Below are 25,913 nucleotides of genomic sequence, written 5' to 3'. Positions count from 1 at the left end.
TCTATTTAAAAATTAATAGAGAGAGGTGAAGATTAGGTGCAGATCATAACAATATCAAATAAAAATTTTGAAATAGGCAAGATCTGTGAGCGTTTGTCCGTTCTCAGGATATATGTTATTTAGGGAATTTGCGGAATAGCAATTATAAGAGTTTTGCTAATAGTAATATGGGATACGGATAAACGTGGTGGAAATACAAAGAAACATCGGGATTGTTCCCGATGCTTCTTTGTAAATTTATAATATGGAGAAAAGAAATTAAAGGATAATGAATTGGTTAGATACAAGGGAAAAAACTAGAAAGATACTTTTTAGATGAGGTTATCACTTCTCGTCTTTTTAGGGTGGTACTTCTGTAATAGAATGAAATTGTCCGCAACTCGCTCCCTATGTCCTTAGTAGACATGACAATCTCTCCTCGGTGCCTGACCCATGTACTGGAACGTAGAAACACCAGTGCAGGTTTGGGTCGTTATCGACAACAGAAGCAGAGTGAACGACAAACTCCATCTCCTGCCCGTCCGGAAGACGAAATAAAGCAGTTGCGACCCGTTTTTGCTTGATTTCATAAAATTCAAAGAAATGAACAAACTCCTTACTTTTTTGCCTCAACCGTTCAATTCGTTCCATATATAATGGTTTATCTTTAAAATGGTGTAAGTTTGCCCGCAACATCGCAGTGCTGTATCTGGCGTATTCTTCCCAATTGACCAATCTTTGGCGGTATTCCGAATTACAAAACATAATGTTCATCATATACCGTTCGCTTTCTGGCAGGCTACCGAAATCAGCTATAATCAGTTCAGCCGCCTTATTCCAAGCGATTACATCCGTACCCTCGCCTGTCACGAAAGAAGGATAATGTAATTGATCGACGGTTGTTTGCAAAAAATCGGTGTCGGGTTTTCTACTATCTACTTCAACACCTGCACTTGCTGGATCTACATTGGCTAGATCAAACAGATGCTTCTGTTCGTCATCATCTAACATCAACGCGTTGCTAATATTCAGCAACACTTCTGGTGAAGGATTTACCCCCCTGCCTTGCTCTAGCCAAGAATAATAAGTCACACTTAAATTAGCGAGATATGAGACCTCTTCTCTTCGAAGCCCTGGGGTGCGTCTTCGACCTTGAAGTGGTTTTATCCCTACATCAGCAGGCTGTAAACGTTCTCTACGTGATTTAATGAATTCACCCAAGGTGGATGAGAAACGATTGGTTGTCATACATGTCACCTCCAATTTATGAGAAGTATAGACATCGCAATGAAACATATGAATCTAAAACACTTTGTTAAAAATTATTATAATCTCTTTTGAAGTTTATTACCACAAAAGCGAGGATAATGGGGTGGAAGCTATTAGTCTTATTAATAGTATAAACATGATGTGGCTGTCAACCTCTAATGTTGATACGATAAAGATAATCCGTGACTTAGAAGGTAGTAGGAGGTTTTTATCTTGAAAAAGTATGAATATAGAAATAAGTTAGCTGTAATCACTGGCGCTTCATCCGGAATTGGGAAGGTATATGCACAACAACTAGCGTCACGAGGTTGTCATGTAGTACTAGTAGCACGATCCAAGGATAAACTGGAAGCAATCGCTAGAGAAATCAACCGCCAATACGGCGTGCAAGCTTATGCGTTGACCTACGATTTGTCTGAAGCGGACGCCCCGCGTTTACTGGCTGATCAAATTTCCGAACTTGGATTGTCGGTTGATATTCTCATCAATAATGCAGGATTTGGAACTTACGGGCGTTTCGAGGAAATAAACTCAGAGCGCGAGCAGGAAGAAATTATGCTGAATACGGCTGCCCTAGTAGACCTTGTACATCGTTTTCTGCCCAATATGTTGGAGCGTAAGGATGGAGTAATCGTTAACGTGGCTTCGATGGCGGCATTTATGCCTGTTGCTTATTCGGCTGTTTATGGAGCTACCAAAGCCTTTGTATTATCCTTCTCTGAGGCTCTTTGGGCGGAAGTACGTGAACGAGGAATACGAGTACTCGCACTGTGCCCTGGTGCAACAGATACGGGTTTTTTCGATGTAGTTGGAAGCAAAGACTTGGCTGCTGGGTCAAAGCTCTCGACCCCGGAAAAGGTTGTACAGGTTGGATTTCGCGGAATTGATCAAGGACGCAATTATAGTGTCGATGGACGAATGAATTACTTTATGGCTCAAATGCTCCGATTGTTTAGTAGGCGTAGGGTAGCCCTGATTATGGAAAGAATGGTAACACCTAAAAACATTAATAATGGGTAAGTGTATGTGTGTTTTTACAATACTTTTCCATTCAAAAATAATTACAACGGGCGCTTAAAATAGCTATTAAATCAAGCATTGGTGATTATTAAGATGTGAAAGCACCATCATTCATTCAAATAAAGGATCGCATTATAACACGTGTATAAGTAAAATTGGCTGGTTTATATTCATTCAATGCCGAACTCGAACCAGCCAATTAGCTGCATAAGAAAAACGCTCACTTTGTGGGGGCATCACTCGGACAAGCTCTTTTCATTCTTTTTTATCTAAATAGAAGAAAAACATCACACCATCTTCTGTATTGGATACACCGTACTCTGCACCATGTAGCTCTAAAATGTTCTTTGAAATAGCAAGCCCTAATCCTGTTCCACCCTGCGCACGATTGCGAGATGTATCTCCACGATAAAAACGATCCCATATTTTATCTAACTGCTCCTGTGCGATAGGAGCCCCGTTATTTTCTACACATACTTTTACGCGCCCATTGTCTTCGATCGTTGAAATAAAAATATGTTGATTATCTGGGGTGTGACGAATGGCATTGGTAATAAAGTTCGTTAAAACTTGCTCTATTCGATTTTGATTGGCAAATACCTTATTATTGGAACGGTGTTGATGGACATGTAATTGTTTGTTCTCAATCTCTAAAGCTAATTGCTCACAAATATATGCAATGCTCTCGTCAATAGGAAAGACATCCATTTCCATTTTATACGTACCAGATTCGAATTTTGCTAATTCAAGCATATCTACGATAAGCAAATCCATTTTATCGACTTCTTTTTTCAATGCATGAAAATAATAATCTTTTTTATCACTGGCGACACCGTCTTCGATTATGGAGATACAGCTCTTCATAATGCTTAAAGGTGTCTTTAATTCATGGGAGACTCCGGAAATAAATTCTTTTCGTATGCTTTCGAGTTGTTTTTCTTTCTCTATATCCTGTTGCAATTGATCAATGTAAGAATGCAGCTTAGTAGAAAGTGTATTAATATTATTGGATAGTGTCCCAATCTCATCCTTAGATCGAATCGGTATGCTCTCTGAAAAATCTAAGCTTGCTATCTTGTTTGTCGTATCATTTATTTGTAACAATGGTTTGGCTATTTTTTTGGAATAATAAAAGGATGCTAGGACAATAAGAAGTAGCACAAATAGAACGAGGTAAAGATAATAATCCTCCAGCATTTGAACAGCTTCATCAACCGGCTGTAATGACGTCATCGCAAAAATATAACTAGTGTCGCCAGTCGTATCGGTGATAGGTCTGATAAAGAGCTTGTATTGAATATTATTTTCCTCATAATCCATTGTTTGAGCATGGCTAATGTCAATTTTATCTAATAGTAATTTAACTTGAAATTGTTTTATTTTTTCTATAAACAGACGATTGGTATAAATAGTGGAGCCAACTGGTAATTGTAAATCCGTAATTCGTCCTTTTAAAAATATCTGTGAGCTTTCTACTGGAGAAGGTTCTGTTTCCGGTTTTTGGTCCAATAACTCTTCTGCTGGTAATTGTGATTTTTTAATGTTTCTCGTTGAGCTCTCTTCTGGAACAGGTTCTATTTCCGTTCTTTGACCATATAACTCCTCGGACAGAAGCCTATTCTCCAATACAACATTTCTGTTCTTTCCTGTTAAGATCGCAGGAACGACGGTATTATCTATGATTATTCCATCAATGAAAATATCCTCTACTTGTTCTAAATTGAATTTTAACCTATCTAGCTCTTCTAAATCAATAAAGCTATACAATGGGACGTGGATGGTACGATTAGAGAAATTCTCATATTCGGAGGAATCTAAATCTATTTCTACAGAGAAGTCGTTGGCGTATTTAATATTCCCCACACTATCTAATGTGGTAATCCATGTCGTATGCTCTTGTTGAAAACCCTGCTCTAGCTGTTTGATTGCTTGGACGTCTCCTTCAGCCTTTAAGTACTCTTTCTCAAAAGATTCAATACTCGTATTTATTTCCTCTACCTTTTGGCTAGCATAGTATTGCTTAAAGAATATCGTTTGTCCAATATACATAATGACCAAAATCAGCATACATAATAATGTTGTCAGCATAAATAGTTTTAATACAATTCCTATCCTCATGCTGTGCCCTCAAATTTGTAACCAGCTCGAATAACCGTTACAATACTATTTGCTTTATGACCTAATTTATGACGTAAATTACGAATATGACTGTTGATGGTGCGATCATCCCCCGCAAATTCGTATCCCCAAATCTTCATGATTAGTTGCTCTCTCGTTATAATAACTCCCTGGTTTTGCATTAAATAGGCTAATATTTCAAACTCTGTGTATGTCAAGCTTATCTGTTCCTCGTTTACTGTCACGGTACGTGTAGGGAAATGAACATGAATACCATTAATCATTAAATGGTATTCACTTGGTAACTTACCATCCTGAGCATATCGACTTTGGATTAATCGCTTTACTCTTGCTAATAAAATGGGCGGACTGTATGGCTTTGTCACATAATCATCTGCTCCTAACTCAAATCCAAGTAACGTATCATCTTCATCCGAACGAGCTGTCAACATAATAATAGGCACATTAGATGTTTTGCGAACTCGTTTGCAGACAGACCATCCATCCAACTCTGGTAGCATAATATCCAGGATGATTAAATGTATTTCCTTTTCTTCAAATATCGCCAAAGCCTCGTTTCCGTCTACTGCTTCTAATACGTTATATCCTTCATCCATTAAGTAATCTTTCACGATTTCCCGTAAAATGTCTTCATCTTCTACAATTAATATATTTTTTTGCATTTTTCACCCTCACAATGCCGAATAGGTTAGAGTTAATGATAGCTTATCATAACGATGTAAAGATGAGGTGAAGATTTTCGTGATAAACCCTCTATTATATGTTGACAATATATTTTATCCAAAAACAAAAGAAATATAGATTATTGGCAGGGCTCCTAAATTTAACGGAATAAAATCTCCATGAGTTGCAGTGGGTGTGCATTCATGAATCCATGGACAATAATCAATACCCACACTCTGCGGAAACGAGCCCACAGGTAACCAAGGAATAGACCTATGACACCATGGTTCACCATGACCGTAGCTATATCCACATCCCAATGACCAGAGCTGTGTACTGCAATATGCCAGCTCGCCCATAAGAGCGATGTAGCAAGAATCGCCGGCCAAGTACCTAGTAATAATTCTAAGCGTGTTTGCAACCATATCCTATAAAAAAGCTCTTCCAGTACACTATTAATCAGAAACCCTACAAGTAAAGCGGAGATTAAAATTGTTGGATCCACTTCTGTTGAATCAAATGGGGTGGAGAATACAAAAAAGAAGTGGAAGTAACCCCATATTATGATGACTGTAAGCGGTGTGAGCCAATACCATCTACTTTTTATGGGTTTTACAGTTTTAGGGTGCTCTTTCCTGCGGTTGCCTTGATCAAACAAAAGAAGGATGAATGGAATGAACAATAAAAGGAATATTTTAGATATCATATATAACCATTGGAACGCCATTCCTTCCAAGCTTGTGATGAGAAGACTAATCGTGAAGAGGGAGCCACTCAAGAATAAGACAACACCTTGTAGCTTGATGTGCCTTTGTTCAGACGATTGAAGAGGGAGATAATTTTTATGATGAAACGGTAAGAAATGAATAAGGAGTATACCAATAATAGCAGGTATCCACCTGTTCCAAAAAGGCATCGTTCCTTCATGATCCCCACTGTAACGAATGTTAGTCTCTCCAATTCCTATAAGCCAAAGTGAGGAGAGCAAAATGACTAAAATGCTTATTCCGCCAATTAGCTTCCCCGCTTTTGGATAATAACTTATCATAATTAACCAACCTCTCCTCCATTGATTGCAAATCATTTTGGCTCCTGTTGCTACCTTTATAGAGTTACGTTTCACTTTACCTAAAGTTTCACGAACTATATTACTTCACATACTGGTCTGTTTTTTCCAGAGAAAGCAACATTTCCTTTATGGTTATGACTCAGTGAAAGATTATTAAATAATAGCTCCCGTTATGTAGTGAATGTAATTAGCCATTAGTCTAACAAAAATATTAATGAAGGGTGCTGATAAAGATGGTATACACAGCAACTTATTTTTTCGTAGATACTATTTAAATTGATGGTTGGAACACAGGTAGAGGTATTATATTAAAAGATAATGCAACTGTTCGAGATTACCTTAACAGCGATTTGGATTATGGTCCTGACTTCTTCAAGTTCAGAGCATAGCAATTATCGTTTAGATACTGAAAATCGGGCATTCGTTTACAAATAGAAAAACACTTTCTAGCTTGTCAGGTATATCATACCAAGCTAGAAAGTGTTCTTCTTACGTATTTTATAAAAGGAAACAAATGATTTTCTCTTTACTTTCTTACAAAATTCTTACGAAAGGGTTGGAAGATAAATGATAAATACAACTTTGTCATCTGAGCTCGAAACAGAAATGGTTCCCTGATGGAGTTCCACAATTTCCTTTGCAATAGCAAGTCCTAGTCCAGCACCGCCTGTATTGGTTCCCCGTGAGGAATCTAAGCGGTAAAATTGCTCAAAAATACGGTTTACTTTTTCTTCAGGGATGGTATATCCTTCATTTTCGAACCGAATGCTAATGCCCTTGCTTTCCTCTTTAATTTCAATTGTGATAGTACTATCTGGGAAACTATAGCTGACTGCATTTCGGATAATATTATCAAACACACGCTCCATTTTACCTACATCACATTTTATATCAAGCTTGTCAGGAGAGATGAGCTGAAATGCTAGTTTTTTTTCATTAAGCAGTGGTTGAAACTCAAAGGTTAATTGCTCAAACATTCTAATGACATTCACTTGACTTAGCTCAAGCGTTAATTTGCTTAAGTTAAAACGAGTGATTTCAAAAAATTCATTAATTAAATCTTCTAAACGAATTGCTTTATCTAATGAAATGGACGTGTATTTTTGGCGTAGCTCGTTTGAGATCTCCTGTTCATCATTAAGCAGGGTTAAATAGCCAATAACTGAGGTGAGTGGTGTTTTTAAATCATGGGCAAGATAGACGATTAAGTCATTTTTCCTTTGCTCTGCTTCCTTTGCTAACCTATCATTCTTAATCGAGCTTTGTTTAATTTGATTCATTTGCTCCTCCACCTGTTTAAGTTCTCGCGGTAATCTAATGAGATCCTCATTCGAGGAAGCCAATTCATTACTTGCTTCTATAATGGTATCAAAATAATAAATAATTCTTTTCCAACTGATTAACACAATGATGATAAACCCGACAATCCAACAAAAAGAAAGAAACAAAATACGATTCTCATTAATCGGACTGAGCAGAACATCATATACAAAATTGTCAGCATACCAGGTGAACATGGATAGCACGAATTCTACGAATAAAAAAGTTAACACTAAGCCGACTGTGAACAAAACCACCATTAAAAAGAATTTATAAATGATGGCTCTTTTTAAGTCTTTTCCTGAATAGCTTGAATTTTGATTATTCAATGGTGTAGCCAACTCCCCACACTGTTTTAATAAATTTTGGATTTCTAGCCTTCTCGTTCATTTTTTCTCGTAAACGGCCAATATGGGCCATCACCGTGTTATTGTTATCTAAGTAATTTTCTCCCCAAACGGCTTCGAATAGCTCTTCAGATGAAACGACCTTTCCTTTGTTTTCACATAAGTACCATAAAATAGAAAATTCAAGAGGTGTGAGGGGCAGTTCTTTGCCGTATAGGAAACATTTATGATTGACTTTGTTGATGTACAATCCTGCAAAATCATACATTTCTGGATTGGCCGACTCTATGTTTTCGTTTGCTTCTGTATGGTTATATCGCTTGTACCTTCTTAATTGAGCTTTTACCCGGGCGACCATTTCCAATGGGTTAAAAGGCTTCGTAATGTAATCATCTGCACCAAGAGTTAGGCCAGTAATTTTATCGATATCCTCTATTTTTGCGGTGAGCATGATAACAGGGTAATGATAGTTTTCTCTAATACGCTGACAGAGCGTAAAACCATCTATTTCTGGCAACATAATATCTAGTAAAGCTAAATCAAAAGCAGTAGTTTGGATACATTTTAATGCATCCCTTCCGTTAGAGTATCTTTGTACGCTAAAGCCTTCATTAGTAAGGTATACTTCAATTAAATTTGCAATTTCCGTTTCATCCTCTACAACCAAAACATTTGTTGGCATTCTCTCACCCTTCATTGTTCATTTTATATAAATTTTCATTGGTATATTCGAGACTGGACATGGAGTTCTGGCAGGTAGTATTACTGCCCATTTTCACTAACATGAGCAGGGGGGAATTCCCTTCCACAGCCTCGTACTATTAGCGAGTTCATCACCTATTGAAGTATTGCCAATTTCCTATTAAAACTTATCTAAGTAAGGTTCATGAGATTATACTAGCATTACCAATTAATTATAGTCAACAACCTGAGAAACTAATAATTTCCTTTGACTAAATGCGTGATTAACTGCCCTTTTCCTGCCGCATTGCCAAGTACTTCGTAAGAATTTCGTAAGAATTTATTAATAAAATCTTATAGGTTCCTTGAAGAAAAACAAAAGAACAAAACTCTTTGTTTTAGTACGATTGAAGTATACAAGCAATGATTTTTAATTGAAAATAGTAGGAAAATAAATTATTTGTTATAAATAATTAAGTGAATTAAGTTAGTGAAAGGAAGAGCCGATATGAGAAGGTTTTTAGCGATTGTAAAAATATTACTGATCATTACTGTTGTAGTGTTCGTAATATTTAGAGTGGGAGATAAAGCGAACCTAAATGTAAAGAAGGATTTCCCCTTTTTTAGTACAGAAGAATACGCCAGTCAATATATTTATGTGTTTGATAGAGAAACAGGAGATGTGATTTATGAAAAGAATCCGCAATCTAAGACATATCCTGCATCGCTCACAAAGATCATGACAACGATGGTAGCACTTGAGCATATTGACGACTTATCTACAATTGCTCCTATAGATACAGAAACACAAAGTGAAATGTTTGCAAACAATGCTTCGATGGCGGGTTTTAATGCTGGGGAATCAGTAACATATCGAGACCTGTTATATGGCACGATGTTACCCTCTGGTGCCGAAGCAGCTAACTCTCTAGCTATTCATGTGGCAGGAAGTGTGGAAGGTTTTGTTCAAATGATGAATGACAAAGCTGTTGAACTAGGATTGAATAGCACACATTTTACTAATCCAGAAGGTCTCCATAATAAAGATCAGTATACGACAGCTTCTGACATGGGCAAGCTTTTAGATTATGCATTAAATAATGAACATTTTAAAGCGATTTTTACGAAAGAGACATTTCTAACAACGTCAACTACACACCATCCTGATGGAATTCTGTTAAAATCCACTGTTCTTACGTCCCTTAATAAAGATGAGCAAAATGGCTTTGAAATTATTGGTGGAAAGTCAGGTACAATGGATGAAGCTGGACAATGCTGGGCAACACTTGGGTTGGTAGATGGCCGTGAATATATAAGTATCGTCATGGGAGCTCCTTTAGAAGACATTAGTCATCCAGATAATAAGCAAATAGCGGATACGCTGAAGCTGTATACAAAAATTAAGTCTATTCGAGGCAAGATGAAATAACGTGGCACAGAGGTGTGGTAAATGGATACAGAAGGTATTGGCGTACATGCACTAAAACAAAACTTATTTTTTAATCCTTTACTCAAAGCATACGAACTCAACGAAAATGATAAAACCCCCTGTTGGGATGGGGAGATTTTTGTTTATCGCGAATTAGGGAAAAATAATACCTATAAGAAATCAAATTTAGAGGGTAAAGTTCCTATCCAAGTAAAAGGTGAAGAAGTGCGAAATTTACAAGGGGATACGATTAAATATCGACTTCATAAAGATGATCTAAAAAATTATTATAAAGATGGTGGGGTCATTTTTTTTGTGGTGGAATTTACAGACCCTGTGAATACAAAAATTTACTATGCTTCTTTATTACCGTTTGACTTAAAACAAATTTTAAAAGAAATGGGTACTCAAAAAAGTATTAATCATACATTTACCTATTTGCCTACAACAGGTCAACATTTAACTGCGCTATGTCGATTCTTTTTAATACATAGTAGGATGCAATCGCAAAATGTGATGGCTAAAGATATAATTTTCAATGAAAACGATCCTGGTCGTTTTCGTTTTGTTATTCCTTCCAATATAGATTCTCAAGATGCTTTTTTAAACTATGATGCTTATTTGTATCAACAGGTGGATTTTACCATAGGAGATACTACAACCTCTATTGATATACCCGTTCAAAAAGGAAAGATAACTAGTTTAGTTAAAGAAGTTGGTGTTACGGTAGGTATCAACAATAAAGTGGTTTACACAGATGTTTCGCGAGAGATAAGAAAAGATAGGGAGTTAATAAAGTTTGGACGAAGTTTTCGGATGGAAGTAGTAGAGATGGATGGTGTACACCTACAAGTGAAAATACATTTTAAGGAACGGGGTACCTTTAAAGAAAGATTAAAAGATTGTCAGTTTATGCTTCGCATCTCCAAACGAAAAGAGATAGAAGTTAGTGGACATGTTTTGGAGTTGAATCATAACCATTCTTCATTAGTCAAAAAATTACCAGCGCATATAGATTCACTGAAAGAAACAATCCAAGTCTTTGAAAAACTAAACGTTTCGTTTGATGTACCTAGGGAAGAATTATCCAAAGATGATGATCGTGATATTGAACTATTAAAACAAATATTTTTAAAAAATAATTACATTGGTATTCGTGTGAAGCAAACCGGTTTTATCAAAATACGTATTGCCGATAAAAATATATTGTTGTTTGCCTTTTACAAGAATCAAAAAGAAGTTATCATCATAAATGGATGTGATTGGAAGTCATTAACTAAACAAGTCGAATTCCTTGCTCAAAATGAAGATGGCGGGGGAGAGAAAGCTATTATAAGTCCTTATACATGTAATAAAGTGAATGATCTATTTTCGATGGCGAATTTCCACTTAGACGATGTAAAAAGTTCTTATCTTTCCATTGACTACTATTCAGAAATGTCAAAAATAAATACGACCAATCATTTATTAGAATTTGTTACTTATTATGATCAACAAACGAATAAAAATAAGGATATTTTACGTATGGTTGAGGAAGTTTTTCGACATATTCGATCCTATGATAATAGCAACGAGTTCGATTTCATAAATCATATGCAAGTGGTGAAGCGACTTCGTTCGTTTTCTTCGGAAGAAAAAAAAGAAATTCTACAGAGAAAAAATAATACAGATGATGTATTTACACTGTGTGGTTATTTTCTCTTGATGGGGAATGAAATGGAATTTAGTTTCCATTTTGATCAATTAACCGATGAGGAAAAAGAAATATTTAAGACCTTTCCTATCTATCATCTAAGGAAAACGCCATCCTAAAGAAGGGATGGCGTTTTCTAATTGCATTATGGACTTTTAATATATTGAATGTTCTAATTGTAACGCTGTAGATATTGTTTATATCGTCGTAATGAAAAGGGGTGCGTTAAATGAAAATATCGTTGAATATCTTCATCCCTTTGTCCGCTCAATAAATGATCCAGGATACAACTATTTCTCAAATGCTTGGCAGAGATTTTTCTAAGGCCCGCCAGCTGTACCTCGTCTTTAATCATTTCTTGTATACTCCTAGCAGATAACCGTTTGGGTTGATTGTTTTCATAATCGTATTGATAGTCTTTGCTTCGATTGTTAAAAGAAACAAATAATGGTTCGTCAGATTTCCATTTTGGTCGTATTTGTGGATCGATCGATTGGTAATATTCACGAATATATTGGATGGGTTTTCCTGATAACTGATAGATGATTTGTTGGTCATCCACTTCAAATTCCATAATAGATTGCGCAAGGTTTACCATATGCATATTGATAGATGATATTTCTTTAGGACGAAGTCCTTTATATCGAATGAGTTGCACAATGGCCATATTCCGATGAATGAGTGTATCTCTTGCAGAAGATTGGATCGGTCGCTGCATGGATTGGAGTAATGTATTCATTTCCTTAATAGATATGAAATCACTAGTTTGTAAAGGTGAAGTGCGGTAGGTTTCTGTATGTTTAATTGATTGGTCAATTTGAATATGATGAAAGTTCAAGAATCCATGGATGACATATAGATGTCGCTTGATCGTTGCATCATGAAATTTTTTTTTCTTTAGGTACTCCGCATAAGATGCGATTTGGGTAGTGTCTATATGAAAAAGATCTTCCACTGTAGATGAATCAAACCACGAAATGAATTGCTGGAGATCAGATCTATATTGTTTAATCGTTCCAGGTTTTTTTTCATTATGTTCTATGTTTAGTAAATAGCGATCGATATAAGAAGCATAGTTCATTATATGCAACACCTTTCAAATTTTACGCACCCTACTTCTTTATTATCTTACTACAACTATTATTCCATGAAAAGTGCATAAATGTTTATAGGTGTTTCGTTTCAGAAAGGTTCTAATTAAATTAGGATGCGTAAAAATTTTATATTATTCATCCATATATCTAGTAAACAGCCATGTGAATTTTTTTAAAAAAAAGGTTGTAAACGATCAGCGCTATACTACTTTATATTATATAGTGATAGGGGGGGAGAGCAACTTAATGTGAAGTTAGAATAGCTCAAGAGTTCTTCTTAAAATGTTTAGATAAAAGCAGCACCAAAGAAAATAGGAGTTACCTGCAGAATGCCGTACGGGTCTATACAAAACCATCCAATAATATTAAGAACTTTTGCTTAGGGAATTTCCATAATAAACCATAATATGATAAACTAATAAGTAACAATGCGTGATAATTACCTATTTAAAATTCCATTTCATCTATTTGAACTGGTATTTTTTATACACGAGAATGAGAACATACATTCTGTTATTAGGAGGGTGGGGTTAGAAATTAACTTTGTAAACAACCATGAAAATGATAGTAATAAAAAATTACAGCGATTTGTAGAAGAAAACAAGTCATTGCTGGAACATAAAGTTGTTCAGAATTTCTTGAAAAATGAAGCCCATCAACAATTATTGATAGATGCCATTTGTAATCCGACTAAAGAAAATCACGAGTTGCTTGATTTATCATTCAAAAAACATCATTTTAATGCTAGGTTTACGGCATATATCTCTACAACCCTCTATTTTTATGCTCTCAATTATGATAAAAATCTACGAAAAGATAATGAACGCTATACCTTAACGTTGGATCAACCAATTAAGAATAGTGAAGGGGATACATTGAAAGAGTTACTAGAAGATCCCACGGCTCAAGTTTCCCTAGAAAATATTATTGATAGTAACTGTATCGAGGATTACGTAGAATGTTCTGTTTTATCTGAAGCGGTTACAAAATTGTCTAAAAAACAAAAAGAAGTGATTGATTTATATTATGTTGGAGGTTTTTCAGAAAAAGATATTGGTGTGTTGTTAAATAAGACGCAGCAAGTTGTTTCCAAATTACACCGAAGAGCTTTGCTAAATATCTATAACTATATGCAGGAAAAAGGAGGGTTTGATTATGGTTGTTGAAATGCCCCAATGGATCTTGGTTTTAAGTAATTTTGGTTTTCCTATTGCTATTACCATTTATCTTTTTACTCGTTTCGAGAAAAAACTGGAAAATTTAGAAGAAGTAATCATTCGATTATCTGAAGCTATAAAGGGAGGGACGAAGTGAATTGAGTAATACTACTAATACTACACTTTATGAATTGGCAAAGAAATCTCAAGATAATGTGATGTATATCGAACGAATTATTGAAATGTTTGATCCTAAAATTCAACGTTCATTATTGCAAACAACCTATCCCAAAAGAGAAGATTTATATCAAGAATTAAGATTAAAATTAATCGATATCATTTTGAATTATGATGTGGATGCAACTCCTGGTTTTTGGGACTTGCAAAAAAATTTACAAGATAGTGTGTAATTATTTGCGAAGTTCATGGACTCTTTGTCACTAGCACCATCTGGCTAATTAGCAGATGGTTTTTTTGTAACATTTAGAAGGTAATACTTCAACCGTATGAAGATTGAGCATTGGGGCACATCTACCACTCTCCATGCGAATTTAACGCTCTGTTATAAAAATAGAATTTTAGAAACCTGGGTTGTTTTTTAGTAACTGTTTTTTTCTTTATGAAATAGATTGCAACCTATATAGAAGGAGGAATTGTATGTATATTGATTGCAGTAGAAGTGAAAGAAAGAAAATTATTAAAATTATAGAAAAACATCTTAAAAATTACAACAGTTATAAAGTAGCAATCCTTAATATAAAAGAACAGCTTGAACGTATTAGAAATCGTAATGTCTTAGAAAAGGAAGAGAAAACACTCTCTTACAGACGAGATAAGTATAAAACCTTAGAAAACAATCTGATGGAATTTGAGTTATTAGTAGAATCTATTGATAGATCGTTAGAGGATTTATCAGAAACAGAAGTTGACTTTATTCGTTTTAGATACTTTATGAAATGGTCTATTGATAAAAGCGCTATGAATCTTGGATATAGTGCTAAAGCGATATTTTCTATGAGAAATCAAATTATGGATAGATTGATGATTAGTTTAAGTTCAATAATCCAAATAGAAGAGGCTATGCAATGTAAATAATAGGATATCAGCCAGAATGTATGTTGATAGTCATTTTGTTAATACCTCTACAAGGCTTTCACCCCTTTGTTCTACCAACTACATGTTTAGTGGAATAAACCTCTTATGAAAACAGTTTACATGGTTAGTTTTTTCTTCATTATGTAATAAATTTATTTGGGTTTTTTGAAAACTTCGATACAGATAAAAAATTATAGAATTAAATTATAAATTATTTGGAGGTAGAAATATGATTACAAAACAACATGCAGTAAATTACATTGAAAGTCAATATGCTGGTAGTTTTTTTCACACTCGTTACGATCATACATTAGAAGATGGTCGCTATATGATTCAAGTGTATGAAGTAAATAGCGAAGGGTTTACCGTTACTTATGATTGGTTTTATGTAGATCCTACTACAGGGGATTATACGTCAATGTATGGACATGTGGGTACAATCCCGCAACCGCAAGGTTGATAATCAAAACTATCTGGTGGGTTTATCCTTCTGCGGATTCTATAACTAAACTAAGTTTTTGGGTAAAGAGGGGAGGTTAAATAATGATAAGGATATTTCATGATGCAGGGCACGGAGGAAAAGATCCAGGCGCTACTGGAAATGGGCTAAAGGAAAAAGATCTTACTTTAAAGCTCTCACAATACTTCGGAGAAATCTTACGAACGGAGTATAGTAATGTCATAGAAAAAGCATCCCGTGTAGACGATCGCTTTTTAAATCTAGCCACGCGTTCTAATATGGCAAATGAATGGGGTGCCGATTATATCATTTCGTTCCATGTCAATAGTGCTAACGGAAAAGCGCGAGGATTTGAATCTTTTATTTATAATGGGTCTACACCTAACACTACAGAAAATTATCGCACGATCATTCATGATGAAATTATGAAGGTTAATAATCTTTTTGATAGAGGGAAGAAAAAGGCGAATTTTCATATGGTGAGAGAAACTAGAATGGATGCGGTCTTGACTGAAAATGGCTTTATTGATAATTCACATGATGCTCATTTGTTAAAAGATAACGATTATTTATATGAAGTGGCTAAAGCTCATGCTAGAGGAATAGCCAAAATATTCTCCCTAAATCCAAAGGGAAAACCGGAGCCCTCTACAGGTAATAAGAAGTATGAAGTGATTGGTGGAACTTTTTCTAGTAAAGAAAATGCTCTAAGGCAAGCGGAGAAAGTTAGAAAAGTAGGAGTGGAAAGCTATGTAAAAAAACGTGGCGATTATTATGAAGTAATTGTTGGAACGTTCACTCATTATGAAGGCGCAAAAACGCGTTCACGTCATATAGAGGATAAAGGAATAGAGACATATATAAAATAATTCATCTAAAAATTTGCAGATCTTTGATCTGCTTTTTTAGTGAAAAGAGATAGTGGTGGTTTAATCAACGATAGAATAGGAATATGTAAAGTAATGTGTTGTAAAAATTGGAATTTATTTTATAATAGATGTATAAATTATAAATAATTTATGGATAAGAAAAGGATAGAGCCTGTCGCTGACGTAAAAAAGAAGAAGTGTAACTAATTTAATAAAAACAATCAGTTCCACATTATTGATAATAAGTGCTAACATGATTTTTGCCATTGTGTCTTAGTAGTTTTATTATTTACATACCTATTTATGGAATTTTTAGAGTTTCTTGATCTCCTAAGACAACTAAGAGGAGATGTATATACATAAAAGGAGTACCGACTAATATTAATTATTCAAAATATACTTGAAAGTAATGGTAATTCGATGTTGGATATGAGGTTTTGAAGGAGAGGAAGAAAATTTTGAAGGGAGTAAGACAATTATTATGACTAATTATAATAGTGATATCCAACCAAATATAAAAAATAAAGTTTTAAACATACCTGTTATTGTATTCATTTTAACGGTACTCTTAAAAGTCATTATGTTTATTTTAAATGGTAGTGATATTTTTTTTATAAGACAAAAAGAACTAGATATATTTTTGACGATACTGATGCTTATTATGGCAATAATATCCATGAAATATTTTTTCAAAGATAAGGTAATAAAAATTACCTTTGCTACTTTAATTGGTTTAATATTAATTTATTCCTTGTTTCGCTGGTTGTTGTTATACAGTGATATTAATTATATTTCATTCTCATCACCTGATGGAGAAATAGGATTTCAAGTTGAAGAAACAGGACATGCTAAAATATTCCAAACTCATGGGTTATTTAAAGTTCATAAAGCAAATATAAGGACAAATAACGGATATAAAACATTTACTAATGATACTTATAGCTTAGAGTGGAAAGAACCTAACACTTTAATTATTTCCTATAAAATATACTATGCGGATAACGTGAGAGATGAAATTTCTATAAAATATGATAATTAAATCTTTTGAATCGATAGTAATAAGTGGAGATTATTAAATCTCCACTTATTTGATTTACTCTTTGGCTCCTTCTCTCTCTATAACATCTCTGAAGGCTCTTGCTACTTCCTCACCTTCTTCTTCCGTGTAATATGCCACATCGAATGCATCTTTAAATAGTGCTCTTGCTTGAGCTACTAATAAATCATTTGAATTTAGGATCGCTGTTGCTTGGTCTTGTAAATAATCATAGCTTTGCTCTTCGTTATTCATGAAAAATCTACTTTGTAAGAACTTAGTAAACCGCCAATTATAGTCTCCTAAATAACCGTAATAATTTCTAATTAGTTGGTTCAATGGCTCAGTGTTATTTAAAAGTTGAACCCCAATATTGACAGCATCAATATCTACAATTAAATCTTTTAAATTAAAAGTTGAAACGCTTGGGTTTCGATGTCCAATAAGGTCATAGGCTGCGTCATATACCGTATCATAATTACTCGCTTCTACCGAATCGCCTGCAACTGTCAAAAGGTCACCGCCCCAACCTGCAAAGTCAGAAATAAAAGAATTCGACCCCCAGATAAATAGTATACTATTCAATGTCGCTGCAAAATGAGGTGTGTCTAATCGAGTTTCAAAAGTTACATCAAATGGATTTATGATTTCTGGTGAATTCAATTGATCATTAACTTTATCGATAAATTCTGAGTCAAGGATTCCAGCAGTAGTTGCCCATAAAAAACCATTGTAATTTTTATGTCGTAGGTAGTGACAAAGTAGTTTGTTAGCATCTGCTTGATCATTACCCGAATGATTCAAGGCAATATCATAGATAGCATCAATTTGATCAAAGAATAAGTTGTTAATAGATTCATCATAATCAGCAGGAGAAACTGATGATGCTCCTTCGTCTCTACCAGATTTAATGTTGTTATCAATATTGATATAACCTACACCAGAACCTATTGATATAGTGGAGATTTGATCAAACGCCCAATTGTCAGGAAGAGGATATCCTAGATTGCCACTAAAGCCGGTGGACATTCCACTAACAAAACTAGTAGTAGCTAATCCTTGATCAGATACTGTAATCCCGACACTCCTTGGACCATAAACACCTATTTGATAAAAACCACCTAGACTATGCATTGTCGCATTTATCCCTTGAAAATAAGGAACAACATTGTCAGTAATTTGATAACCATAAGCATCAAAATCTACAGCGAAATATATAGTTGTGTTATAGTGAAAACCATATTTTCTAGCAGCATCATAAGCTGCTTCTGCATCCGACTTTCCCTGATTATAGGTGAAGTAGGATGCACTATCTCCAATAGTTTGGAAAATTGGAAATACCGTTAAGCCTGCATTAAAGATAGTTGCCAATTCGCCAGGTTGAATTTTTTTATTCAAACCACCTTCCACATTAACTAGATATCTTCCTACCGTTTCATACCCTTCATCGACAAGTGTTTGTGCTCTGGCTGGAGTGATTTCCGTTATACAGTCACAAGCTGTTCCTCGTCTAGTAGGGTCTCCTGTACTAATTAAGGCGGATAGCCAAGTTTGTTTTCCTGCGATTCCATCAACAGTAAGAGCAGTAAATTCTTGAAAATTCATTACGGTTTGCTTAGTGCTATTGCCGTATACCCCATCAAATGCGCCAACATCATAACCATTAAAATAAAGCGCATATTGGAATAACTTTACAAATGTACCGCTACTTCCGACACTTAAAGTTGGGAGTAACGCTCTGGTACTAGGGCCAACGGTCCCCGTTTGTAGTTCTGGGGCGATACCTTCTTCAGTCTGAATACCATAGATTAAAGCCTTATTCGTATTTCTTTGATAGTGTCCATCGCAGGGACAAACGCCAGCTGTTTGGTAATAATGGTAGTTTAAATCCCTTTGTATGCTTTGAATTTTTGTATCACCATTTCCTGTGAGTCTATAGGCATCCATAACCAAAAACGCCTTAAATATATAATCATAAACTTTTCCGTCTCTAATAGGTAATCCAGCATCTGTTTGTAAATCAATAACAGCTTGTTGTGTGACCTCAGTAAAGACACCATCGAATGAACCAGGGTCATAGCCTTTACAGTAACAAGCTCCCTGGAAAATCTTAACGATTCTTTTTCCTTTGTTGTCGGTTGGTGCATTACCTAATTCAAGTTCCCCATAATTTCTGTATGCACGTGATGTACCTTGTCCGAAATTATCGGCTGGTTGTGAAATACCTAGTTCAATTTGTAGAGCTCTTGTTAAAGCGTATACGGTTGACCATCCAGTTTTACCGTTTTCTGGAGCTGAATTGAAACCATATTTCCCTTCATACGTCGTATTCACCCATAGCTGAACTTCTAACACTCTTGGATCTGCCATATCATTTCCTCCTCATCAGATTTTTTACATATTCATCTTAACGTGATTAAGAAGGCCAAAAATGAAGTAATTATCCACAAAAAATCCTCATAATATTCCTTTTTCGTAACTTGGTTGTAGAAAAATCTATATTTTGCTGGGTTAATTCGGTTCATTATATAAAAATGACTAAACGCTAGAGGAGAATCCATAGTCAAATGAGAAGGGTGTTACGGACAACCATCTTTGGTTCGAATCATAAATACAATAAAAGTTTGCAGTGAAGGTTGTTTTTTTGTAATGTACTAATTCTTTATAGGATAGATGTGCATCAAAATTAAATAAGGAGGAAACACAATGACGTATAATATTAAGATCAACACTTATGGTTCAAATATTCCGGTTTGGGATAAGGATGCGCCTTCAAGTCAAAGAAAACGAATAGGAACTTTATACCCAAAGGAACTTTTTAATTTGCTGTATTTTGAAGGGGATAAATATGTTAAAGCATATCGAATTCATTTCTATTCTCCAAGCGGACCAAGATTCGGAACTATTTATTTAAATCCTGAACAAGGTAGTGTATTAAATGCATATTCAAGTACTTTTGGGGACGAAGTATATGATTTGGGAATAACGTTTAATGTGCGACGTCAATGTCGTGTTTTTAAAGGAACCAGCGTCGTTAGATATCTTTATGCAGGTGATAAAGTAGTTTGTAGTAATTCAAATTCACAGGGTGGAGAAACACATCCTTATCGATTACGAATTACAGGATATATAAAGAACGGAACCTATTATAGTTCTGTTAGACAGCATGGAACAAGTCATTTATGGTGTGACACCGACTATGAGATAGGTTATTCTATGTATAATCAAGCGACCACCTATGCTACAGGTTGGTAAGAAATAAATAAAATGTTGAAATAAGATACAAAAAAAAACGGAGACTTCCGTTTTTTTTTTGGTTGAATCTATTCTACGTGAATAATATAATATGGTATATGAAATAGATTGGAGTTTTCACATGAGGAAATTAAAAACTTTATTTATAGTTTCTGCTTTATTAGCTATATTTTTTACTGTAATAGTAAGTATAGTTATTGTTACTGATACGGATGAGAAACAAAAAGCACAAGGGAATCAAGAAGATTCACTACAGAATCAGTTATCACCTGAAAAGGAAGGCCAGAAAGTTAAAGAAAAAAATAAAACAAATGATAAGATAGAAGTTGATCTTGAAAAAATTGGCTTAGATAAAGAAGTAAACCCCTTCCCTAATGATTCCTTTCCACATGCTGGTTTATCAGACGAAAGATTTGAAGAATATTTAACACTCATGGAAAATGATGATAAGGAAATAACGAAAGAACGTTTAGAGTGGCTAATAGAAGGATTAGATTTTGTGGGTGAAGAATCTCGTCCTGGATTTAAAGAACGAATCAATAGCTTAGAGGATAAAGTCCAATAATAAGGACTTTATTTTTTTATGTTAAGGCGGATTTATTGCGTCTTGTGTATGGTGAGAGATCGTCAATTAGTAAGATGATTATTTCGGACCCCTCCTCCAATCAAATCCTAGATATTGTTAAATTAAAATTTTACGCATCCAATTTTTAATCTATTTTTCTATAACTCTCAGACTGGGAAAAGAGTAAATATGTATAGATACATCTTTCCTATGACATTGTAACGATGTTAAGTAATAATTGGTATTACCAATTTATTCTCCAAGGTAAAGTTACAGGGGTGTGTGTGAAGCTGCGAAATGAAGGTGTGGTGGAAGAAGATAATGTTCTTCGATTTGCTAAAGACTAAACATTTCCTTTTTTCCCGCATTTGTTAGTGTGGTTCGAGGATACCATTAAATAACAAAAGGTATTTTCCGCCAAATGTAAAGTTTATCAATTAGTTATATTCATGATTATGTAAACATAATATGTAATACATTTTATCTCGAACACCTTAATAGAAATAAATGGAAACATTATTTATATGGGTAATATTCCCATTTTTTATCCCTATAAAATAGGTTGTGATAATGCTATCATATAACAATAAAGGTGGAGATAATATTGCAAGATGAGAAAAAGTATTCCTGGTTGAGCTATACATCCTATGGATTAGGAATTTTATCTATCGTCATAACTCTTTCTTTTTTTTCCTCCCTAATACCTAGGGTCTTAATGCTAACAGCTTTGTGTTTACTAGTAATTAGCGTTTCTATTTCTATAATAATTGGAATAGTAGCTTTATGTAAAAAAAACGAAAAAAAATCATTAGCTATTATAGGTATAATTTTAGGATTCTTAACTGGAAGCTCCTTATTCTTATTTATTGGTTTTTTTTGGTTTATAACACCTGTTCATCCAAACTGAAAAACGGGAATACAAGGCTTTTCGTATTTACAAAATAAAATTCCGACAGCTTTATTAATTATCTACCAAACACCTGACCTCATAACGGAATATATCTCTAGTTTTCCCCGAACATTTTCCAGACTGTTGATCAGAAAAAACCTCCTTTCTTCGGACGATCGCCGAGGAGAGGGGGAAGAGGGATTTCCAATCACATAATGTATCGGGCTGCGAAGCATGTCGAGCAGCCAAGTTTCACCATATATCAAATTTTATTGCGAATCATATGTTCATGTGATATGGAACGATAAGCTTACACCGTGCGAACAATTTTGACCACACATGATATAATACATAAGAATACTCATTCCGTATGTATTCCATTCATATCACATAGCATTGCATTTTCACCGTATAGCAAATCAATCAGAAAAAAGAATACCCATACTGTATCGCACAGCATGGATTTATTTTATGCAATCATTCAATCACTTTGAATTCAATTTTAGATCCATAATCAAGCAATATCTCTTTATTGCCTAGATTGTCTTCTAAGTGCAAGGCGAGCACTTCGTATTCCCCTAGCGGCGCGTTCATAGGTAAATCTCTGTTATACTCAAAGGTTTTTCCATTGAATATTGCACGTGCGCCATAAGCTACGTTTGTCTCTTTATGTCTGACATCTACATATATGGATTTAACACCACTCTCATCCGCTGCTTCGATATCGATATGCACTTGTTCTCCTTGTTTGTACTGCGATTTTTCTACCCATATATCTTTTAGAATTGGCGCTTCGTTGTCTGTAGATCCACCTTCGACATGAAATGTGGCATCTACATCAAATACATATAATCTATTTCCGGAATTATCGTCAATATATAGATGTCTAACACCATAGTCCCCATCCAAAGCAGTTTCAGGTAGTTGAAAACGGATCTCTTGATATCCATCTACTTCTGTGGAATATCCAAAAAATCTATATTGTTCTGATTCCGTGTGTTGGATCGTGGCGAAAATATAATCGATTCCACTGTGTTCATCTGTCGCATCCATTCTTAGTATGACTTCGTCTCCTGGTCCATATTGTTCTTTATCAAAAAAAGCGTTGTGAAATATCGGCTTTTCTATGTCGGTGGGCGCCCCAATAAGTTCAAAGCTGATACCTATATTATGCGTAAATGAATTAACTCCTGCAGAATCGGTTAAGGTTACTGCATTTAACACATATTTACCTGGTGGTGCTTCTGATGGTAGGTTTATCTCCACTTTTGTTTCACTTTGAGAATCTGCAGATTTCAGATTATAGAATTCTCGACCTGTTTCCTCATGTTCAATTCGAGCAAATATACTATCTATTTCACTTTCCCCTGATTCCGTGTAAATATTTACTGTGACCGGCTCACCTGATTCAAATGTATCTTTCGCAAAATCGGCACTAAGGAATACTGGTTTTTTGTATTCACTCGCACTTATCCCATTTGATGTTAGGAAAAACATGCAAAGAATGAGAGTGAGTGCTCCTATTAATTTGTTTCTTGTCTTCATGAGAAAAACCCTCCAAATAATTTTTTGATAGTCTTTATATCGGTCCATCCAATCAGTATGTTTACTCATCGTCATTAATGTTTAAAACATTATATATCTTTTGCTTGACGTGCTGCTCAATGGGTTCATAGTGGTTTTGAATTTCCATCACAAGCTTCCTGTAATCTTCTTCTGAAATTTCAGAAATTATATGACAGTCTTTAAGAAAAGCAATCTGATCATCGATTTCCCGCATAATCCAAGCCGTTTCGATGGGGTTCTTACTTTCGACTTCTTCTGGGATCGCACAGTAATCCTATATGTGAATACCGCTCTCAGCTACCCAACCCATTTCCGCTTCAAATGTGTTTTGTTCATCCACTTCTAAAACCGCGACGTTTATCGGCATAGGTTTCACTCCTTTACTTTTTTATTTGCTTCAAGTAATAAATCGGGTTGCATTCGCAACCTTGGTTATATCAAAAAGAAAAGAACCGACAGACGGTTCTTTTGGTTCTAACACTATTAATTTTTTTATCTCTACATTAGGGTCCAAATATAAGTGTTCCTCCCATGATATAGATAAAAGGAAGTAAAAACATAAAAATGTTCGACAAGATTCCATATAAACCTAGCTTATTTCTCATGTTTAAGTAACCAACAAAGCCAAAAAGGACACCAAATGGTGCAACAAAGGCAGGTAAAATGATAGGTATTCCTTGAATGAATTGTCTCAGTGGAATGACATCCACAAAGGTATTTACGAACAACAAGAGTAAACTACCTGAGATAGTTAATGATAGTATACTAAACGCCTTAAAAATTATATTTGCCATTTTATCCATTATCTTCACCTCATTTTTACTTATTAAAGATTAAATAAAATTTGATTCCATAATATACGACATAGTTTAATCCTATTAAAATAGTTATATATTCAACAGGATCTAAAGAAATAAATGGAAAATTCATTATAATCAAAATAAAAACGAATAAAAAAACCATGTTAATAATGAAAGTCACAAATCCAGCTTTATGAGCATGATTCTTGGATCGTTCGTCCACATCATCAATTTCTTCCTTCACTCTTTTACCTTTTAAAGAAAGGATTAAATCATAACCAAAGGAAATAAATTGAAAAAAGCTAAGAGCTATAAATATCATGTACGCAGAATTAGGAACAATAGGCTTATAACTACTAGTTGCAAAAAGAGCAAATAGTAGAAATAAACAAAACTTCAATAAGATTCTATACAAAAAGTTAATCTTCATCTTGATCCTCTCCAATCCAAAAAATATCCTCCACTTTACAATTTAAGGTCCGCGCTAAATGTAACGCTATTCCTATAGAAGGTTCATATCTCCCCTTTTCGATAGATATGATGGTTAACCTTGTAACTCCTACTTCCTCCGCTAATTGCTTTTGAGTGTATTCCATTTTCTTCCTTAACTCTTTAACCCCGTTATTTACATTTTTTTTCAATTATGTCACCCGCTTTTTCTTACTAATGTCCTGATCAAAGTGATGTTTCAACTCAAGACTTCCCTTGTATTCATGGTCATTGGTGTGGTGCTCCTTTTTGTAGTGGTCCTGAGGCACCAGCAACACCTGTAGATGCATGTTGTAAGGCACACGATTTATGTTATGGAGACAGTGGATATTTTGACTGTGAGTGTGATTCTCAATTGCAATATTGCCTTCTACCATATGTCCAAGCAGGAAGTGAATATGCAATAATTGTCTTTGAATGGTTTAATCTTCAACCATGTAGTTAGAAGCTACTTTTTTTAAAACAGAAAACAAAAAAATCGTGGAATGCTAGACTGACATAACGATTTGAGACAACAATAAACACCTTCTTAGGCTGCCATCCCCCTAAACTCTAGAGGTGATTGGTAGCCTAACTTTTCTTGAATACGCTCTTCATTGTAATGCTTTATATATACGTTTACACGACTTATTACTTCTTGAAGTGGTAATGAATTATGTTTTACGAATTGAAATTCTTCTGATTTAATATTGGAATGGAAAGATTCAATTACTGCATTATCCCAACAGTTTCCTCTCCTAGACATACTACTAATCAAGTTTTCTTCCTTCACTAAATGTTGGAATGCAAAAGATGTGTAGACACTTCCTTGATCAGAATGGATGACAATCCCTTTTGGATTTTCTCTAGTTTTAAGTGCTACTTTTAGTGTGTGTGTTTACGACTAAATCTGTCTGTTGATGATCGTATAGTTTATAAGCACAATAGCCACTACATTTTTCTGGTGCTCTCGCAATGCCATTTCTTCATTCATTTCTGGAAATGTCAGATTCTGGCCATTGTATGTCCGAGGACGGATAGATTCTCATA

28 protein-coding genes are annotated in these 25,913 nt (G+C 34.8%); 14 read left to right on the top strand and 14 right to left on the bottom strand.

The annotated features are described in order from the left end of the window. Window positions 1-387 precede the first annotated feature (387 nt). Window positions 388-1,227 (bottom strand): helix-turn-helix transcriptional regulator, encoded by an 840-nt coding sequence (locus ACZ5R4_RS12925; RefSeq protein ID WP_464367463.1) that lies wholly within the window; start codon window positions 1,225-1,227, stop codon window positions 388-390. 234 nt (window positions 1,228-1,461) lie between these two features. Here ACZ5R4_RS12925 and ACZ5R4_RS12920 point away from each other — a divergent pair, with 234 nt between their 5' ends. Then, the gene (locus ACZ5R4_RS12920; RefSeq protein WP_464367462.1) at window positions 1,462-2,268 is read left to right on the top strand and encodes an SDR family NAD(P)-dependent oxidoreductase; all 807 of its coding nucleotides are present in this window, start codon (window positions 1,462-1,464) and stop codon (window positions 2,266-2,268) included. A gap of 255 nt (window positions 2,269-2,523) precedes the next feature. On the opposite strand, the gene ACZ5R4_RS12915 is transcribed toward ACZ5R4_RS12920, so the two are convergent. The 5 genes from ACZ5R4_RS12915 to vanR all read right to left on the bottom strand — a co-directional run bounded on the left by ACZ5R4_RS12915 (window position 2,524) and on the right by vanR (window position 8,488). Continuing rightward, entirely contained in the window at window positions 2,524-4,386 is a 1,863-nt protein-coding gene (locus tag ACZ5R4_RS12915) for a sensor histidine kinase (RefSeq protein WP_464367461.1), read from the bottom strand. Continuing rightward, on the bottom strand, window positions 4,383-5,069 hold the full coding sequence (locus ACZ5R4_RS12910) for a response regulator (RefSeq protein ID WP_054860783.1): 687 nt from the start codon (window positions 5,067-5,069) through the stop codon (window positions 4,383-4,385). Before ACZ5R4_RS12910 ends, ACZ5R4_RS12915 begins: the two co-directional genes overlap by 4 nt. Window positions 5,070-5,230: 161 nt before the next feature. Continuing rightward, complete coding sequence (locus ACZ5R4_RS12905) at window positions 5,231-6,118, bottom strand: lysostaphin resistance A-like protein (protein ID WP_464368492.1); 888 nt, start codon at window positions 6,116-6,118, stop codon at window positions 5,231-5,233. A 566-nt stretch (window positions 6,119-6,684) separates the two neighbouring features. Further along, complete coding sequence (locus ACZ5R4_RS12900; RefSeq protein WP_464367460.1) at window positions 6,685-7,788, bottom strand: sensor histidine kinase; 1,104 nt, start codon at window positions 7,786-7,788, stop codon at window positions 6,685-6,687. Then, window positions 7,781-8,488, bottom strand: a complete 708-nt coding sequence (vanR, locus tag ACZ5R4_RS12895) for a VanR-ABDEGLN family response regulator transcription factor (RefSeq protein ID WP_464367459.1) — start codon at window positions 8,486-8,488, stop codon at window positions 7,781-7,783. The genes ACZ5R4_RS12900 and vanR overlap by 8 nt, the downstream gene beginning before the upstream one ends. 507 nt (window positions 8,489-8,995) lie before the next feature. Between vanR and ACZ5R4_RS12890 the strand changes: the two genes are divergently transcribed. Continuing rightward, complete coding sequence (locus tag ACZ5R4_RS12890) at window positions 8,996-9,916, top strand: D-alanyl-D-alanine carboxypeptidase family protein (protein WP_464367458.1); 921 nt, start codon at window positions 8,996-8,998, stop codon at window positions 9,914-9,916. A 21-nt stretch (window positions 9,917-9,937) separates the two neighbouring features. Continuing rightward, window positions 9,938-11,728, top strand: a complete 1,791-nt coding sequence (locus ACZ5R4_RS12885; RefSeq protein WP_464367457.1) for a hypothetical protein — start codon at window positions 9,938-9,940, stop codon at window positions 11,726-11,728. A gap of 53 nt (window positions 11,729-11,781) precedes the next feature. Here ACZ5R4_RS12885 and ACZ5R4_RS12880 read toward each other — a convergent pair whose 3' ends face one another. Next, the gene (locus ACZ5R4_RS12880) at window positions 11,782-12,690 is read right to left on the bottom strand and encodes a site-specific integrase (RefSeq protein WP_054860779.1); all 909 of its coding nucleotides are present in this window, start codon (window positions 12,688-12,690) and stop codon (window positions 11,782-11,784) included. Window positions 12,691-13,227: 537 nt separating this feature from the next. Here ACZ5R4_RS12880 and ACZ5R4_RS12875 point away from each other — a divergent pair. The 7 genes from ACZ5R4_RS12875 to ACZ5R4_RS12845 all read left to right on the top strand — a co-directional run bounded on the left by ACZ5R4_RS12875 (window position 13,228) and on the right by ACZ5R4_RS12845 (window position 17,323). Further along, complete coding sequence (locus ACZ5R4_RS12875; protein WP_464367456.1) at window positions 13,228-13,869, top strand: sigma-70 family RNA polymerase sigma factor; 642 nt, start codon at window positions 13,228-13,230, stop codon at window positions 13,867-13,869. Further along, on the top strand, window positions 13,859-14,017 hold the full coding sequence (locus ACZ5R4_RS12870) for a YvrJ family protein (protein WP_464367455.1): 159 nt from the start codon (window positions 13,859-13,861) through the stop codon (window positions 14,015-14,017). The genes ACZ5R4_RS12875 and ACZ5R4_RS12870 overlap by 11 nt, the downstream gene beginning before the upstream one ends. Window position 14,018: 1 nt before the next feature. Then, window positions 14,019-14,270, top strand: a complete 252-nt coding sequence (locus tag ACZ5R4_RS12865) for a helix-turn-helix domain-containing protein (RefSeq protein ID WP_347835844.1) — start codon at window positions 14,019-14,021, stop codon at window positions 14,268-14,270. Between the two features lie 247 nt (window positions 14,271-14,517). Next, window positions 14,518-14,955 carry a hypothetical protein gene (locus ACZ5R4_RS12860; RefSeq protein ID WP_054860777.1) on the top strand — a complete coding sequence of 146 codons (438 nt, stop codon included), beginning with the start codon at window positions 14,518-14,520 and terminating at the stop codon, window positions 14,953-14,955. 229 nt (window positions 14,956-15,184) lie between these two features. Next, on the top strand, window positions 15,185-15,415 hold the full coding sequence (locus ACZ5R4_RS12855) for a hypothetical protein (RefSeq protein WP_464367454.1): 231 nt from the start codon (window positions 15,185-15,187) through the stop codon (window positions 15,413-15,415). Window positions 15,416-15,498: 83 nt separating this feature from the next. Further along, window positions 15,499-16,284, top strand: coding sequence for an N-acetylmuramoyl-L-alanine amidase (locus ACZ5R4_RS12850; RefSeq protein ID WP_464367453.1), 786 nt, complete (start codon window positions 15,499-15,501; stop codon window positions 16,282-16,284). Window positions 16,285-16,765: 481 nt separating this feature from the next. Then, entirely contained in the window at window positions 16,766-17,323 is a 558-nt protein-coding gene (locus ACZ5R4_RS12845) for a hypothetical protein (protein WP_054860774.1), read from the top strand. A gap of 54 nt (window positions 17,324-17,377) precedes the next feature. Here ACZ5R4_RS12845 and ACZ5R4_RS12840 read toward each other — a convergent pair whose 3' ends face one another. Beyond that, window positions 17,378-19,690 carry a glycoside hydrolase domain-containing protein gene (locus tag ACZ5R4_RS12840; protein WP_464367452.1) on the bottom strand — a complete coding sequence of 771 codons (2,313 nt, stop codon included), beginning with the start codon at window positions 19,688-19,690 and terminating at the stop codon, window positions 17,378-17,380. A gap of 336 nt (window positions 19,691-20,026) precedes the next feature. Here ACZ5R4_RS12840 and ACZ5R4_RS12835 point away from each other — a divergent pair, with 336 nt between their 5' ends. From ACZ5R4_RS12835 to ACZ5R4_RS12820, 4 genes are all read left to right on the top strand, one after another. After that, window positions 20,027-20,575 carry a hypothetical protein gene (locus tag ACZ5R4_RS12835; RefSeq protein WP_464367451.1) on the top strand — a complete coding sequence of 183 codons (549 nt, stop codon included), beginning with the start codon at window positions 20,027-20,029 and terminating at the stop codon, window positions 20,573-20,575. Window positions 20,576-20,696: 121 nt separating this feature from the next. Beyond that, window positions 20,697-21,140 (top strand): hypothetical protein, encoded by a 444-nt coding sequence (locus ACZ5R4_RS12830; RefSeq protein ID WP_054860771.1) that lies wholly within the window; start codon window positions 20,697-20,699, stop codon window positions 21,138-21,140. Between the two features lie 224 nt (window positions 21,141-21,364). Next, complete coding sequence (locus ACZ5R4_RS12825; protein WP_464367450.1) at window positions 21,365-21,487, top strand: hypothetical protein; 123 nt, start codon at window positions 21,365-21,367, stop codon at window positions 21,485-21,487. A 257-nt stretch (window positions 21,488-21,744) separates the two neighbouring features. Next, entirely contained in the window at window positions 21,745-22,047 is a 303-nt protein-coding gene (locus ACZ5R4_RS12820; RefSeq protein WP_464367449.1) for a hypothetical protein, read from the top strand. 459 nt (window positions 22,048-22,506) lie between these two features. Here ACZ5R4_RS12820 and ACZ5R4_RS12815 read toward each other — a convergent pair whose 3' ends face one another. From ACZ5R4_RS12815 to ACZ5R4_RS12790, 6 genes are all read right to left on the bottom strand, one after another. Continuing rightward, entirely contained in the window at window positions 22,507-23,574 is a 1,068-nt protein-coding gene (locus ACZ5R4_RS12815; protein WP_464367448.1) for a hypothetical protein, read from the bottom strand. Between the two features lie 61 nt (window positions 23,575-23,635). Then, window positions 23,636-23,809 carry a hypothetical protein gene (locus ACZ5R4_RS12810; protein WP_347835836.1) on the bottom strand — a complete coding sequence of 58 codons (174 nt, stop codon included), beginning with the start codon at window positions 23,807-23,809 and terminating at the stop codon, window positions 23,636-23,638. Window positions 23,810-24,098: 289 nt separating this feature from the next. Then, window positions 24,099-24,389 (bottom strand): hypothetical protein, encoded by a 291-nt coding sequence (locus tag ACZ5R4_RS12805; protein ID WP_464367447.1) that lies wholly within the window; start codon window positions 24,387-24,389, stop codon window positions 24,099-24,101. A 25-nt stretch (window positions 24,390-24,414) separates the two neighbouring features. Further along, complete coding sequence (locus ACZ5R4_RS12800) at window positions 24,415-24,810, bottom strand: hypothetical protein (protein ID WP_464367446.1); 396 nt, start codon at window positions 24,808-24,810, stop codon at window positions 24,415-24,417. Between the two features lie 4 nt (window positions 24,811-24,814). Continuing rightward, window positions 24,815-25,036: a helix-turn-helix domain-containing protein gene (locus ACZ5R4_RS12795; RefSeq protein ID WP_054860765.1), complete on the bottom strand. Its 222-nt coding sequence runs from the start codon at window positions 25,034-25,036 to the stop codon at window positions 24,815-24,817. Window positions 25,037-25,413: 377 nt separating this feature from the next. After that, window positions 25,414-25,656, bottom strand: coding sequence for an integrase core domain-containing protein (locus ACZ5R4_RS12790; RefSeq protein WP_277680218.1), 243 nt, complete (start codon window positions 25,654-25,656; stop codon window positions 25,414-25,416). Window positions 25,657-25,913: the final 257 nt, after the last annotated feature.

Source organism: Gracilibacillus sp. JCM 18860 (genome assembly GCF_055395245.1).
This window is presented reverse-complemented; position numbering and strand designations above follow the sequence as displayed.